This is a genomic window from Streptomyces sp. CA-111067, from assembly GCF_050956065.1.
Classification (GTDB): Bacteria; Actinomycetota; Actinomycetes; order Streptomycetales; family Streptomycetaceae; genus Actinacidiphila.
The window spans coordinates 8,372,838-8,386,506 of sequence record NZ_CP192103.1; the positions used below are offsets into that span (position 1 = coordinate 8,372,838).

The window sequence follows — 13,669 nt, forward strand, 5'->3', positions numbered from 1 at the left end:
GCCGCCGCCGATGAACGACCGCCGCAATTCCCGCCGGGCCCCGCTCGCCGCCCTCGAAGCGGGCGTCCCGTTCGACCGCCGCCACATCGGCCCCGACTCCGGGGCGCAGGCCAAGATGCTCGCCCAGATCGGCTACGGCTCGCTGGACGAGCTCACCGACGCCGCGGTGCCCGGCGCGATCAGGAGCGAGCAGGCGCTCGCCCTGCCCGCCGCGCGGACCGAGGCGGAGGCGCTGGCCGAACTGCGCGCGCTGGCCGACCGCAACCAGGTGCTGGCCCCGATGATCGGCCTCGGCTACTACGGCACCTTCACCCCGCCGGTGATCCTGCGCAACGTCATGGAGAACCCGGCCTGGTACACCGCCTACACGCCCTACCAGCCGGAGATCTCGCAAGGCCGGCTCGAGGCGCTGCTGAACTTCCAGACCGTGGTCGCCGACCTCACCGGGCTGCCCACCTCCGGCGCCTCGCTGCTCGACGAGAGCACCGCCGCCGCCGAGGCGATGGCGCTGTCCCGCCGGGTCGGGAAGGTCAAGGGCGGGGTCTTCCTGGTCGACGCCGACACCTTCCCGCAGACCACCGCGGTGATCAGGACCAGGGCAGAACCCACCGGCGTCGAGGTCGTCGTCGCCGACCTGAGCGACGGCATCCCGGCCGAGGCCGCCGAGCGCGGGATCTTCGGCGTCCTGCTGCAGTACCCGGGTGCCTCGGGCGCGGTGCGCGACCTGCGGCCGGTCGTCGAGCGGGCGCACGAGCTCGGCGCGGTCGTCACGGTGGCCGCCGACCTGCTGGCGCTGACCCTGCTGACCTCGCCGGGCGAGCTCGGCGCCGACATCGCGGTCGGCACCACCCAGCGGTTCGGCGTGCCGATGGGCTTCGGCGGCCCGCACGCCGGCTACATGGCGGTCCGTGAGTCCTACGCCCGCAACCTGCCCGGACGGCTGGTCGGGGTGTCGGTGGACGCCGACGGCGACAAGGCGTACCGGCTGGCGCTGCAGACCCGCGAGCAGCACATCCGCCGGGAGAAGGCCACCAGCAACATCTGCACCGCGCAGGTGCTGCTCGCCGTGATGGCCGGGATGTACGCCGTCTACCACGGCCCCGACGGCCTCGCGCAGATCGCCCGCCGCACCCACCGCTACGCCGCGGTGCTGGCCGCCGGGCTGCGGGCCGCCGGTGTGCGGATCGTGCACGAGGACTACTTCGACACGCTGACCGCCCGGGTGCCGGGCCGGGCCGCCGAGGTGGTGGCCGCCGCCCGCGAGGCCGGCGTCAACCTGCGGCTCACCGACACCGACCTGGTCGGCGTCTCCTGCGACGAGACCACCGACCGTGCCGCGGTCGCGGCGGTACTGGCCGCCTTCGGCGCGGACGGCGGCGCCGACCTCGACGCGCTGGACGCCGGCACCGAGGACGCGCTGCCCGCCGCCCTGCTGCGCACCGACGAGTACCTGACCCACCCGGTGTTCCACCAGCACCGCAGCGAGACGGCGATGCTGCGCTACCTGCGGCGGCTCGCCGACCGCGACTACGCGCTGGACCGCGGCATGATCCCGCTGGGCTCGTGCACCATGAAGCTCAACGCGACCACCGAGATGGAGCCGGTGACCTGGCCGGAGTTCGGCGCGCTGCACCCCTTCGTGCCGGTGGAGCAGGCCGAGGGCTATCTGACGCTGATCCGCGGCCTGGAGGACCAGCTCGCCGAGATCACCGGCTACGACAAGGTCAGCCTGCAGCCCAACGCCGGCTCGCAGGGCGAACTGGCCGGGCTGCTCGCGGTGCGCGCCTACCACCGGAGCAACGGCGACACCGGCCGCACGGTCTGCCTGATCCCGTCCTCCGCGCACGGCACCAACGCCGCCAGCGCGGTGATGGCCGGCATGAAGGTCGTGGTGGTGAGGACCGGCGCCGACGGCGACGTCGACGTGGCCGACCTGCACGCCAAGATCGACCAGCACCGCGCGGAGCTCGCCGTGCTGATGGTGACCTACCCGTCCACGCACGGCGTCTTCGAGGACAACATCACCGACATCTGCGCCGCCGTGCACGACGCGGGCGGCCAGGTCTACGTCGACGGCGCGAACCTCAACGCGCTGGTCGGCCTTGCCAGGCCCGGCCGGTTCGGCGCCGACGTGTCGCACCTGAACCTGCACAAGACCTTCTGCATCCCGCACGGCGGCGGCGGCCCCGGCGTCGGCCCGGTCGCGGTCCGCGCGCACCTGGCGCCGTACCTGCCGAACCACCCGCTCCAGCCCGCCGCGGGCCCGGCCACCGGCGTCGGCCCGGTCTCGGGCGCGCCCTGGGGCTCGGCCGGCATCCTGCCGATCTCCTGGACCTACGTCCGGCTGATGGGCGGCGAGGGGCTGCGGCGCGCCACCCAGGTGGCCGTACTCAGCGCGAACTACCTGGCCAAGCGGCTCGAACCGCACTTCCCGGTGCTCTACGCGGGGCCCGGCGGCCTGGTCGCGCACGAGTGCATCATCGACCTGCGCCCGCTGAGCAAGGAGACCGGTGTCAGCGTGGACGACATCGCCAAGCGGCTGATCGACTACGGCTTCCACGCGCCGACCATGTCGTTCCCGGTGGCCGGCACCCTGATGATCGAGCCCACCGAGAGCGAGGACCTGGCCGAACTCGACCGGTTCTGCGAGGCGATGATCGCGATCCGCGGCGAGATCGACCAGGTCGGCTCCGGCGCCTGGCCGGCCGGCGACAACCCGCTGCGCAACGCCCCGCACACCGCGGCCGCGCTGGGCGGCGACTGGGAGCACCCGTACAGCCGGGCCGAGGCGGTCTTCCCCGGCGGGCTCAGCCCGGCGGACAAGTACTGGCCGCCGGTGCGGCGGATCGACGGCGCCTTCGGCGACCGCAACCTGGTCTGCTCCTGCCCGCCGATCGACGCCTACGAGAGCTGAGGGAGGCGACGGCCGCCGCGCCTTCCGGCCGGCGGCGGCCCGTCCCACCGGGCGCGGACGCGACGAAGCCGGTTCCGCTGGACTCAGGGGAACCGGCTGGGCGGGCTGGTGCGGCGGTCAGGCCGCGGTGGTGATGTGCTCGGTGCCGAGCGGGCGGTGCGGTGCGATGATCTCCCCGTCCGGCAGGAGTTCGCCGGTGTCCTCGAAGAGCACCACCCCGTTGCACAGCAGGCTCCAGCCCTGCTCCGGGTGGTGGGCCACGGTGCAGGCGGCCTCACGGTCGGAACACTCTGCGGTAGGGCACTGCGGTACGTGTGTGCACATGGTCGATGGTGTCTTTCGCTGCGGTAGGTGAGTGGTGCGGCTGGTCGCGTCGTCTGCGTGGTTCATCTCCGTCCCCCCGTTCATGCGTGCGGCCGATCTCAGTGTTGCTCTACCGGCGTGGATCCGCAGGTATTTCACCGAGGCTGTGCTCAATCGATGGAGACGCGTCACACATCCGGGTGGTTGCGTATCTCACATGTTCATGACGGAACCGGCATATGCCGAACGCGCCGGTGCCCCCGCGACCGGTCGGTCGCGGGGGCACCGGAAGGCCGGGCCCTGCCGTCAGGCGGGCGATCCCGCGAGCGGCGGCGGCACCAGCCGGACGCTCAGCACCGAGGCGAGGTCCACCAGCCGGTGCACCCGGTGCGAGGTGATGCCCGGCGGCGCCGGCGCGAGCGGCACCAGCAGATCCAGCGGATCGGGCTGCGCGGTGGCCGCGTCGGCCCGCGGATCGCTGTGCAGCCACAGCGCCAGCATGTAGAGCCCGGGCACCGACAGCAGGTGCGGCTGGTACGCGGTCGGCAGCAGATCGGCCTGCCGCAGCGCCCGCTCGGTGGAGGTCAGGAACGGTCCCTCGGAGAAGCGGGAGAACACCCAGCCGTCAGGCGTCAGCACGGTCTCGCCCGCGGCGGCCACCAGTTCCCCCGACCTGATATGGAACCGCCAGCCGGTCAGCCGCGCCTGGGGCAGGCCACCGGGGACGGCGGCCGGTTCGAACACATGGACAGGCAGCGGGTGTTCGGGGGTCAGCGGCCCTTCGGCGGCACGCAGTGCCGGGGTACGGGCTTCGAGGACCGCGGACGGTGAGCTGAGCGCAGCCAGGACGCTGACCAGTGCTGGTGGAGGTGCTGGGGGTACAAGCAGCGGCATGATGTCGCCTCTCACTGGGAGACACAGTGGTGCGGGCGGGCGGTGGCGCGGACGGTCCGGGACGGGTTCGCCGACCGGGGGCCGATCGGCCTGCGGGGAACCTGCTCAGGCGCGTCCGGCGAGGGCGGATGCTTTGCCTTGTGCGCGGAGTTTATACGACACGTGTTCACTCCGTGTTTCGTCTAGTCGCAGCCAGTATTACGCGCAAGACGAGAATTCGCCTTCCTTGGCGAGGGTGTCCACCGCATTCCCGCAGGTTAAGCAGCCGGGCGCGGTCATTTCCGCTCATCGCGGACGGCCGGATCTCGCCGGTGCTATTCACGCGAGCTTTACGCAGGTGCGGTGACGGGCGAATGTGCCACTGGAACGTTCCCCGGTGGCGGCTACATCAAGCCTAGCGGGTACCGGAGGTCCCTCATGGCGTTATCGATCATTTGGGTGGGCATCCTCCGATGAGGGCCAGGTACGGCAGCGGCGCCGGGAAGGAGCTCCGATGGGGGAGAAGGTCGTTGCCAACGGGTTCGACCTGTCCGACCGCCGCATGTACCGGCGCAAGCTCCAGCAGTGTCTGGTGGGGCTGGAGCGGCTGTTGGAGGAGGGGCGTTTCGACCGGCCGCGCAATCTCATGGGCCTGGAGATCGAGCTGAATCTCGCGGATTCCGACGGGCTGCCGCGCATGATGAACGAAGAGGTTCTCGAGCGCATCGCGAGCCGGGATTTCCAGACCGAGCTGGCACAGTTCAACATTGAAGTTAATATTGCCCCGCACCGGCTTTCCGGCCGCGTCCTCGACCGGCTCGCCGAGGAACTGCGCACCGGCCTCGGCTATGCCGACCGCAAGGCCCGCGAGGTGGGCGCCTACATCGTCATGGTGGGAATTCTGCCCACCCTGGAGGCACAGGACCTGGTCTCCGCCAACCTCTCCCGCGCCGACCGGTACACCCTGCTCAACGAGCGGATCCTCGCGATGCGCGGCGAAGACATCACCCTGGACATCCAGGGCGTGGAGCACCTCGTCTACACCTCGGCCTCCATCGCCCCCGAAGCCGCCTGCACCTCCACCCAGATGCACCTCCAGGTCACCCCGGGCCGGTTCGCCGCCGTGTGGAACGCCGCCCAGGCGGTGTCCGGCCCGCAGATCGCCGCCGGCGCCAACTCGCCGTTCCTGTTCGGCCGGGAGCTGTGGCGCGAGACCCGTCCGCTGCTCTTCCAGCAGGCGACCGACGTCCGCCCGCAGGAGCTGCGGGCCCAGGGCGTACGCCCGCTCACATGGTTCGGGGAGCGCTGGATCGACTCGGCGGCCGACCTGTTCGCCGAGAACCTGCGCTACTTCCCGTCGCTGCTGCCGATCTGCGACGACGAGGACCCGGTCCGGGTGCTGGACGACGGCGGAGTGCCGCGGCTGCGCGAGCTCAGCCTGCACAACGGCACCATCTACCGCTGGAACCGGCCGATCTACGAGGTGGTGGACGGCGTGCCCCATCTCCGGGTGGAGAACCGGGTGATGCCCGCCGGGCCCACCGTCGCCGACGTCGTGGCCAACGCCGCCTTCTACTACGGGCTGGTCCGCGCGCTGGCCGAGGCGCCGCGCCCGGTGTGGCACCGGCTGCCGTTCGGGGTGGCCGCGGCCAACTTCGACGCGGCCTGCCGGTACGGCATCGGCGCCGTACTGCACTGGCCGAAGCCCCGCGGCGGCCTGGTCGAGGTGCCGGCCGCCGACCTGATCAGGGACGAACTGCTGCCGCTCGCCGCGGCCGGCCTCGACGCGTGGGACATCGAGCCCGCCGACCGGGACCGCTACCTCGGCATCATCGAGCAGCGCTGCCGGCTGCGCACCAACGGCGCCGAGTGGCAGGCCGCGGCCTTCCACCGGCTGCTGGAACGGGGCCTGGACCGGCGGGCCGCGCTCGCCGCGATGACCCAGCGCTACCGCGAGCACGTCGAGGGCGGCGAACCGGTGCACTGCTGGCCGCAGGTGCCCTGACGGCCGGGCCGCCGTCGTCGTCCCAGGTTGCCGATATACGGTGACGTTCCACGGCAGAGCCTGATGCGGAGCATGCGCGGCCTGATCACGCACGGCCGGTGCCGGGGGTGGGACGACGTCACTGGGAGGACCGCGTGCAGACGGAGTCGTACGAGGTGGGCGAGGCGGGCACGGCGGACGCCGGGGCGCGGCGGCGCCTGCTGCGCAACGAGACGCTGATCGTGCTGGCGCTCTCGCTCGGCGCCAGCGGGGTGTCCGCGCTGATCCACTTCATCGGCGACGTCACCAAGCCGGGCGCGCTGAAGAACCAGACCGCGCAGATCGTGGAGTCCGCCGCGCCCGGCCGGCCCTGGCTCGACCTGGCCTGGCAGGTCTTCTACATCCTCAGCGCGCTGGCCCCGGTAGCTCTGGTCGGCTACCTGCTGGCCCGCGAGTACGTCGGGATGCGGGCGATCGGCTTCGACCTCACCCGGCCGCGCCGCGACCTGGCCTGGGGAGCGGCGGTGGCGGCCGTCATCGGCGGCACCGGCCTCGCCTTCTACCTGGGCGCGCGCGGCGCCGGCTTCAACCTCACCGTGGTACCCGAGTCGCTGCCGGCCGTCTGGTGGCGGATCCCGGTACTGATCGCCTCCGCCGCGCAGAACGCGGTGCTGGAGGAGGTGATCGTGGTCGGCTACCTGCTGCGCAGGCTGGGCCAGCTGGGGTGGAGCGCGAACGGCGCCCTCGTGGCGAGCGCGCTGCTGCGCGGCTCGTACCACCTCTACCAGGGCATCGGCGGCTTCGTCGGCAACATGGCGATGGGCGTGGTCTTCGTCCTGCTGTACCGCCGCTGGGGCCGGGTGGGCCCGCTGGTGGCGGCGCACACGCTGATCGACACGGTCGCCTTCGTCGGCTACGCGCTGCTGGCCGGCAAGGTGGGCTGGCTGCCCACCGGCTGAGTCCCCGGCACCGGCACGCTCCTTACGGGACCGCGTGCAGCTCGCCGTCGATCACGGTGACCGCCGTGCCGGTCAGCAGCACCCGCCCGCCGTGCACCCTGGTGACCACCCGGCCGCCGCGCGCCGAGGCCTGGAAGCCGGTGAGGTCGGTGCGGCCGAACCGTTCGGACCAGAACGGGGCCAGCGCGGTGTGCGCGCTGCCGGTGACCGGGTCCTCGTCGATGCCGATCGCGGGGAAGAAGCCGCGCGAGACGAAGTCGTAGCCCGCCGACGGGTCCTGGGCCGCGGCGGTGGCGATCACACCGCGCTGCGACAGCCGGGCCAGCCGGGCGAAGTCCGGTGCCAGGCCGCGAACGGTCTGCTCGTCGGCGACCTCGACCAGCAGGTCACCGCAGTCGGGGCCGGTGTCGAGCACGGTCAGCGGCTCCGCGCCCAGCGCCTCGGCGAGCCCGTCGGGCAGCTTCGCGGCGGTCAGCGGCGCGGCCGGGAAGTCCAGGGTGATCGTCCCGTCACCGGCCGCGGCCGTGGACAGCGCGCCGGCCCTGGTACGGAACCAGACCGTGCCCTGGGCTATGCCGGCGGTCCGCAGCACGTGCGCGGTGGCCAGCGTGGCGTGGCCGCACAGCCCCACCTCGGTCACCGGGGTGAACCAGCGCAGCGCCCAGTCGGCGTCCGGCGCGTCGGTCAGCGGGTGGGCGAACGCGGTCTCGGACAGGTTCACCTCCGCGGCGACCTGCTGCAGCCAGCTGTCGGCGGGGAAGGAGTCCGAGTCAAGCAGCAGCACGCCGGCCGGGCTTCCGGCGAACGGGCGGTCGGTGAAGGCGTCGACGGTACGGATGCGCATGGCGTGAGCCTAGGCGACCTGGCTGATCTCCGTACCCGCCCTATGCCTCGAACCTCTGCCGGGATTGGCGGTCTCTCGCACCGGGCACGTTCCGTCGTGGTGTCCACGGGGCGGGGCGGCCGGCAGCAGGGGAGGGGATCGGGTGAACGGACAGCGAGAACCGTCGCTCGCAGTGGACGGTTTCGAACGCTTCGCACTCGGCTCGGAGTTGGAGCCGGGGCTGATCAAGGAGTGGTACCCGCAGCTGAGAGAGGAGTTCGGCGACCTGCCGCCGGATCCGTACGGGGACCCGCTGCTGCACCGCTACCGCAGGCATTCCTGCGCCGTGCTTCTCCCCTGGGAGGGGGTACTGCACTGGGTGCCGAAGACCTCCGATCCGCGGCTCGGCGATGTCACCCACTATTTCCAGGGCGGATACAACCCGGAACACCCCGATGCCGAGCGCTATTTTCCGGCCATTTCCGCCGGCACGGAAGGCAATCCCCTGCTGGAGCGGATGGTCCTGTTCGACTTCGCCCAGACCTGGTGGGGCGAACGGGAGCGGAGCGCTCCGATGCATGTCGGCGTGCACCTGATCAAACTCGCCGTCGCGGAGGGCGGCGGCAGCGCCGTGTCCTCGCCGAACTTCCTGCACCAGGACGGCGAGCCTTTCCACTTCGCCCATCTGGTGTACAAACGCAACGCCGTCGGCGGCCGGAACTACGTCGCGGAAGCGGCCTGTTCCGGTTCTCAGCCGGGTGAGATTCCGGCCGGGTCGCTGATGGCGACTTTCGACCTGGAGGAACCACTCGACTCCTATGGCATCCATGACGAACGGGTCAGTCACCACGTCGATCCGATCCGCCGGGGAGAGCGGTCAGGACCGGGTGAACGGGCTGTCGTCCTGGTGGACATCACGCCCATGGTGAAGGCCGTATAGCGCGCTGACAGGGTGAAAGCGATGCGCTACGGTCCGCCGCAGTGCCGCTAGAATCGCGCTGCCGTCGCTCGCCTGTGCCCGACCGCGGAGGCGGTGTTCGTGGCGCCCGCGTCCCCACCGGGACAGTCTGGATGTGAGAGCCATGCCAGTCTCGTACCTGTTCAGCACGTATCACGTGCCACCGGACGAGTTCGTGGACCGTACGCGGGAAGTCAGCAAGCTGCTCAATTTCATCGAGTCCGGCTGCAGGGTCTGCACCGTATACGGTCTCGGCGGAGTAGGTAAGAGCGCGCTGGCCTACCGGCTCGCCCACGCCGGAACCAGGTTGCCCCGGCGGACCATCTGGGTATCCCTGACGAACGCGCCGTCCGTGGAAGAACTGCTGCAGGGAATGCTCTCGCTGTTCCCCGAACGGGACACCCAGGCGGTGGGGACGCCGATAGAACAGCTCATGGCGTGCCTGACCGACGAGGCGTGCCTGGTCGTTCTGGACAATCTCGAAGTGCTTCTCGACTCGGAGCGCTTCTCGAACGAATTCCGCCCCGCGTACGAGGAGTACGGCGCCCTGCTGCGGTGCCTGGCCTCAGAACCGCACCGCTCGACCGTGCTGATCACCTCACGCGAGAATCCTTCCTTTCTGCGGGAGACGAGCACCACGGTGCGGGCCCTGCACCTCCAGGGACTGCCGAAGGTCCCGGCCAGGACCCTGCTGGCCCGCCGGGGCCTGCACGGCGACGTGCGGATGCGGGGAGACCTGGTCGGCAAGTACGACGGCAACCCGCTGGCGATCCAGCTCGCGTCGGATCTCATCCTGGATGTGCACGACGGCAGCATCGCCCGGTTCGTGGAGTCGGGGGAGTTCCTCTTCGGCGAACTCGAGGGCCTGTTCCATCAGCACTTCGAACGGCTGACCCGCCCCGAACGCATGGTCCTCTTCCAGCTCGCGGCGGCCAGACGGCCGCTGACGGTCCGCGAGATCCTGGTCGGGACCCGGGCCGGAGCGGAGTCGGGGGCGACCCTGCTGCAGCGGCTGCGGCGCCGTTCACTGGTCCAGGAGAGCGGCGGCAGCTTCTACCTGCAGTACATGATCCAGGAGTTCGTGACCGCCCGGCTGAACCTCGAATGCGTCGAGGAGGTCCGTACCGGCGAGCCCGACGTGCTGACCTGGTTCGCCGTGGTGGACGCGGCGATGCCGGAGCATGTGCGGGAGGCGCAGCGCCGCTTCCTGTCCCAGCCGATGATGCACATGCTCCAGGACCGGCTCGGTTCCGCCACCCAGGTGGTGCCGAGGCTGCAGGCGCTCCTGGACGCGTCCAGGAGCGGGCACGACGCCTACGGCAGCTACCTGGCCGCGAACGCGTTATCCGTGTACCAGGCGTGGAGCAGCGTCCTGACGGAACTCGACCTGTCGGAGCTGGTGCTGCGGCAGCTCGACCTGTCGGGATTCCGTGTCTTCCACGCCGTCGCGCGTTCCACCGAGTTCGCCGGCTGCCGGTTTCCCGGCGTGTACCACTACGTCTTCGCCGTGGAGTTCTCCCCCGAGGGCAAGGTCGCCGCGATCGGGCAGAGCGGCGGCTCCGTCGTCCTGGTGAACGTGCCGGACGGCACCAGGCTGCGGACGCTGCCCTGGCAGGCGGACTGGATCAGGGCGCTGGCTTTCTCCCCGGACGGCGGACGGCTCGCGTGCGCCGACGAACGGGGCCGGATCAGGATCTGGGATCTGACGACCAATCTGCCCACCGACTTCGTGGGCCACGACCGCCAGACCCGCAGTGTCGTCTTCTCCGCCGACGGGCGCACGCTGTTCAGCGCCGGTGAGGACCGGCGGATCCTCGCCTGGTCCGTGCAGCCGAGGGCGGCGGAACCGCGGGTGCTGTGCGCCATCGACGCGGAGATCTGGAGTCTGCACAGCGCGCCCACGTCCACGCTGATCGCCGCCGCTGTCGACGCGACCTGCCTGCGGGTCTGGGACACCGCCACCGGTGAGGAGATCCCGCTGGAGGGCGGCGAGCCGGTGGCCGGGCGGTGCCTGAAGTTCTCGGCCGACGGCAGGCATGTCTTCGTCGGCTGCGACGACGGTGCGATCCGGGTCTGGAACCTGGAGAGCCGCAGCCTGGTGGCGAAGCTGCCTGGCCACACCTCGTCGGTGTGGGCGCTGGCCGTGACCAGGAACGCCACCGGCGACGTACTCGTCACCGGCAGCCACGACGAGACCATCCGGGTGTGGAGCATCACCGACCCCTCGGCGGCCCGCTGCGACCGGGTGATCAGCAGCCCGAACGGACCGGTGTGGCCGGTCGCCGCCGACAGCGACGGCCGGTACTTCGCCACGGTGGCCCGCAACTCCACGATCCGGTTCTGGGACACCGCCAACGCCGAGTGCCTCGAGGTGCTTTCCGGCAGCTCCGGCACGGTGCTCGGAGTGGCCGTCTCGCCCGACGGCCGGCTGATCGCCTCCGGCGGCCACGACCAGCTCGTCCGCCTCTGGAATCCGGCCACCGGCGACTGCCTGACCGAACTGCGCGGTCATACCGCGGGAGTGCGCGCGGTGGCCTTCCACCCGGAGGGCCACCTGCTGGCCACGGCGGGCGAGGACTGGGACGTACGGCTGTGGGACCTGCGCGGCAACCAGCTGTCCGCCGTCCTGACCGGATCACGCAACTGGCTGTGGACGGTGGTCTTCGAGCCGAACGGGCACAGCGTCGCGGCGGCCGGGGCCGACGGGGTCATCAGGATCTGGGACGTCCAGGGACGCGGCGGCGCGCAGACCCTCGTGGGGCACGAGGCGCGCGTGCGGGCCGTCCAGTACACCCGGGACGGGCAGCGGATGGTCTCGGTCGGCGAGGACGGGCAGACCAGGCTCTGGCACACCGCGGACGGCGAGTCGGAGCTGCTCGACACCGTCGACCGGCATGTCACCAGTGTCTGCGTCCTCGACGACGACCTGTGTGCCACCGGGGACAGCGACGGCGTGCTGCGGCTGTGGGACCTGCGGAGCCGCACGCTGCGCGCCCAGACCCGCGCCCATGACGGCGCGATCCTCTCGCTGCTGGCCCCGCCGCGTTCTGACTCCTTCGTGAGCGGCGGCCAGGACGGCTATCTGCGGGCCTGGTCGCCGGACGGGCTACGGCTGCGCGGCATCTCGGCGGAGCCGAGCGGCACCATCCGGTCGATCGCCCTGCACGACGACGGCCACGGGATCGTCGCCGTCGGCAGCGACGAGGCGATCCGCCGCTACTCCTTCCCCGAGCTCGAGGAGGGCGACGCACTGCGCGTCGCCCGGCAGTTCGAGGGGTTCGACATCACCGGCTGCCACGGCATCACCCCCGCGGAGAAGGCCTCACTGCTGATGCTCGGCGCCTTCGAGTCGCCCTCCGCGCCGGTGGTCCAGCCGGGCGCGGCCGGCCCCTCGGCCCGTCTGGAGGGCCAGGCCGCGATCCTGCCCGCGTCCGCCAGGCCGGCCAGGATGTTCATCTCCTACTCCCACCGTGATGACGAACTGCGCTCGCAGCTCGACAAGCACCTCAGCCTGCTGCGCTGGCGCGGGCTGCTCGACTCCTGGTCCGACCGGCAGATCCGGCCGGGCGACGAGTGGGACGGGGCGATCGACGCGAACCTGGAGTCGGCCGACGTCATCCTGCTGCTCATCAGCGCGGACTTCCTGGCCTCCGACTACTGCCGGGACATCGAGATGACCCGGGCCATGGAGCGCCACCACGAGAACACCGCACGGGTGATACCGGTGATGCTGCGGGCCTGCGACTGGAACGGCTTCCCGTTCGGCGCCCTCCAGGCGCTGCCGCGCGACGGCAGGCCGGTCACCGCGTGGCCGAACCCGGACGCGGCCTTCACCGACATCGCCGTCTGGCTGCGGATGACTCTGGAAGAGATCGCACGATCGCCCCGCCGAGGCGGGGAAGACATGGAAAGGACCGAGTCTTGACCCTCGCATTCGCCGATCCGCAGGCAGCGCCCAGAACCCTGCTGCTGATCGACCCCGACGAGGTGCCGGACGATCTGCGGCCGCGCTTGGAATCCCTGGTGCGCCCGGTGTGGCGGGCAGACGGGGAGATCACGGCCGACGGCACCGAGATCCTGGTCACCGCCAACCGGGACCTCAGCGGGACGGTGCTGGAGAAACTGCCGGACCTGCGGCTCATCGTGACGACCGGCACCGCGTACGACTACGTGGACACCGACTACTGCCGGGCGAACGGCGTCGCGGTGTGCAACACGCCCGGCTACACCGGGTCCTCGGTCGCCGAGCACGCCATGGCCCTCTTCCTGGCCGCCAACCGCCGCATCGCCGAACTCGACCAGGAGCTGCGCCGGGGCAGTGCCCCGGGAGGGCACCTCGCCGTGGAGTTGGAGGGCAGGACGGCCGGCGTCGTCGGCGTCGGCGACATCGGCCGGCGGGTCTGCGCGATCGCGCGGGGGTTCGGCATGCAGGTGCGGTTCTGCAGCCGGAGCCGCAAGGACGTGGCGGGCGCGGTCCAAGTGGAACTTGATGAACTGCTCGCCGCGGCCGACGTGGTCTTCCTCTGCCTGCCGCTGACCGGGCAGACCCACCATCTGCTCAATTCCGCGACGCTCGCCCTGATGAAGCCCACGGCCTACGTCGTCAACATCTCCTCCGACGAACTCATCGATCCGCGGGCGCTGGCCGACGCGCTGCGCAGCGGCACCATCGCGGGAGCGGGGCTCGACGTCATCGGTGCCGCGGACCCCTACCTCGGGTTGCCGAACACCGTGCTGACGCCGTCCCGCGGCTGGTACACCGCCGAGAGCGTGCACCGGCGGGCAGCCACCTGGATCGACACGATCGGGAGTGCACTGGTGGGCCGGCCGGTCCACCGGACCGTCTGACTGGGGG

9 protein-coding genes are annotated in these 13,669 nt (G+C 71.3%); 6 read left to right on the top strand and 3 right to left on the bottom strand.

Annotated elements, in window-relative coordinates; all coding sequences use genetic code 11:
• The first annotated feature begins 10 nt into the window (after positions 1–10).
• Positions 11–2,914 carry an aminomethyl-transferring glycine dehydrogenase gene (gene gcvP / locus ACQPW6_RS36955; protein WP_433894099.1) on the top strand — a complete coding sequence of 968 codons (2,904 nt, stop codon included), beginning with the start codon at positions 11–13 and terminating at the stop codon, positions 2,912–2,914.
• A 117-nt stretch (positions 2,915–3,031) separates the two neighbouring features.
• Here the strand turns inward: gcvP and ACQPW6_RS36960 are convergent, their stop codons facing one another.
• A complete protein-coding gene (locus ACQPW6_RS36960) occupies positions 3,032–3,238 on the bottom strand; it encodes a DUF5999 family protein (RefSeq protein ID WP_433894100.1) in 207 nt (68 codons plus the stop codon).
• 285 nt (positions 3,239–3,523) lie between these two features.
• Positions 3,524–4,111: a hypothetical protein gene (locus ACQPW6_RS36965; RefSeq protein WP_433894101.1), complete on the bottom strand. Its 588-nt coding sequence runs from the start codon at positions 4,109–4,111 to the stop codon at positions 3,524–3,526.
• A gap of 493 nt (positions 4,112–4,604) precedes the next feature.
• Here ACQPW6_RS36965 and ACQPW6_RS36970 point away from each other — a divergent pair, with 493 nt between their 5' ends.
• Together ACQPW6_RS36970 and ACQPW6_RS36975 are read left to right on the top strand one after the other, a co-directional pair.
• Complete coding sequence (locus tag ACQPW6_RS36970; protein WP_433894102.1) at positions 4,605–6,095, top strand: glutamate--cysteine ligase; 1,491 nt, start codon at positions 4,605–4,607, stop codon at positions 6,093–6,095.
• 134 nt (positions 6,096–6,229) lie between these two features.
• Complete coding sequence (locus ACQPW6_RS36975; protein WP_433894103.1) at positions 6,230–7,033, top strand: CPBP family intramembrane glutamic endopeptidase; 804 nt, start codon at positions 6,230–6,232, stop codon at positions 7,031–7,033.
• A 22-nt stretch (positions 7,034–7,055) separates the two neighbouring features.
• Here ACQPW6_RS36975 and ACQPW6_RS36980 read toward each other — a convergent pair whose 3' ends face one another.
• Entirely contained in the window at positions 7,056–7,877 is an 822-nt protein-coding gene (locus ACQPW6_RS36980) for a PhzF family phenazine biosynthesis protein (protein WP_433894104.1), read from the bottom strand.
• Positions 7,878–8,049: 172 nt separating this feature from the next.
• On the opposite strand from ACQPW6_RS36980, the gene ACQPW6_RS36985 reads away from it, so the two are divergent.
• From ACQPW6_RS36985 to ACQPW6_RS36995, 3 genes are all read left to right on the top strand, one after another.
• Positions 8,050–8,796 (top strand): 2OG-Fe dioxygenase family protein, encoded by a 747-nt coding sequence (locus ACQPW6_RS36985; RefSeq protein WP_433894105.1) that lies wholly within the window; start codon positions 8,050–8,052, stop codon positions 8,794–8,796.
• A gap of 142 nt (positions 8,797–8,938) precedes the next feature.
• A complete protein-coding gene (locus tag ACQPW6_RS36990; protein WP_433894778.1) occupies positions 8,939–12,739 on the top strand; it encodes a TIR domain-containing protein in 3,801 nt (1,266 codons plus the stop codon).
• Entirely contained in the window at positions 12,736–13,662 is a 927-nt protein-coding gene (locus ACQPW6_RS36995; protein WP_433894106.1) for a 2-hydroxyacid dehydrogenase, read from the top strand. Before ACQPW6_RS36990 ends, ACQPW6_RS36995 begins: the two co-directional genes overlap by 4 nt.
• Positions 13,663–13,669: the final 7 nt, after the last annotated feature.

Excerpts from the sequence above, each read along its gene's own strand:
- gcvP (WP_433894099.1), top strand. The coding sequence starts at position 11 with ATGAACGACCGCCGCAATTCCCGCCGGGCCCCGCTCGCCGCCCTCGAA.
- ACQPW6_RS36960 (WP_433894100.1), bottom strand. The coding sequence starts at position 3,238 with ATGTGCACACACGTACCGCAGTGCCCTACCGCAGAGTGTTCCGACCGT.
- ACQPW6_RS36965 (WP_433894101.1), bottom strand. The coding sequence starts at position 4,111 with ATGCCGCTGCTTGTACCCCCAGCACCTCCACCAGCACTGGTCAGCGTC.
- ACQPW6_RS36970 (WP_433894102.1), top strand. The coding sequence starts at position 4,605 with ATGGGGGAGAAGGTCGTTGCCAACGGGTTCGACCTGTCCGACCGCCGC.
- ACQPW6_RS36980 (WP_433894104.1), bottom strand. The coding sequence starts at position 7,877 with ATGCGCATCCGTACCGTCGACGCCTTCACCGACCGCCCGTTCGCCGGA.
- ACQPW6_RS36990 (WP_433894778.1), top strand. The coding sequence starts at position 8,939 with ATGCCAGTCTCGTACCTGTTCAGCACGTATCACGTGCCACCGGACGAG.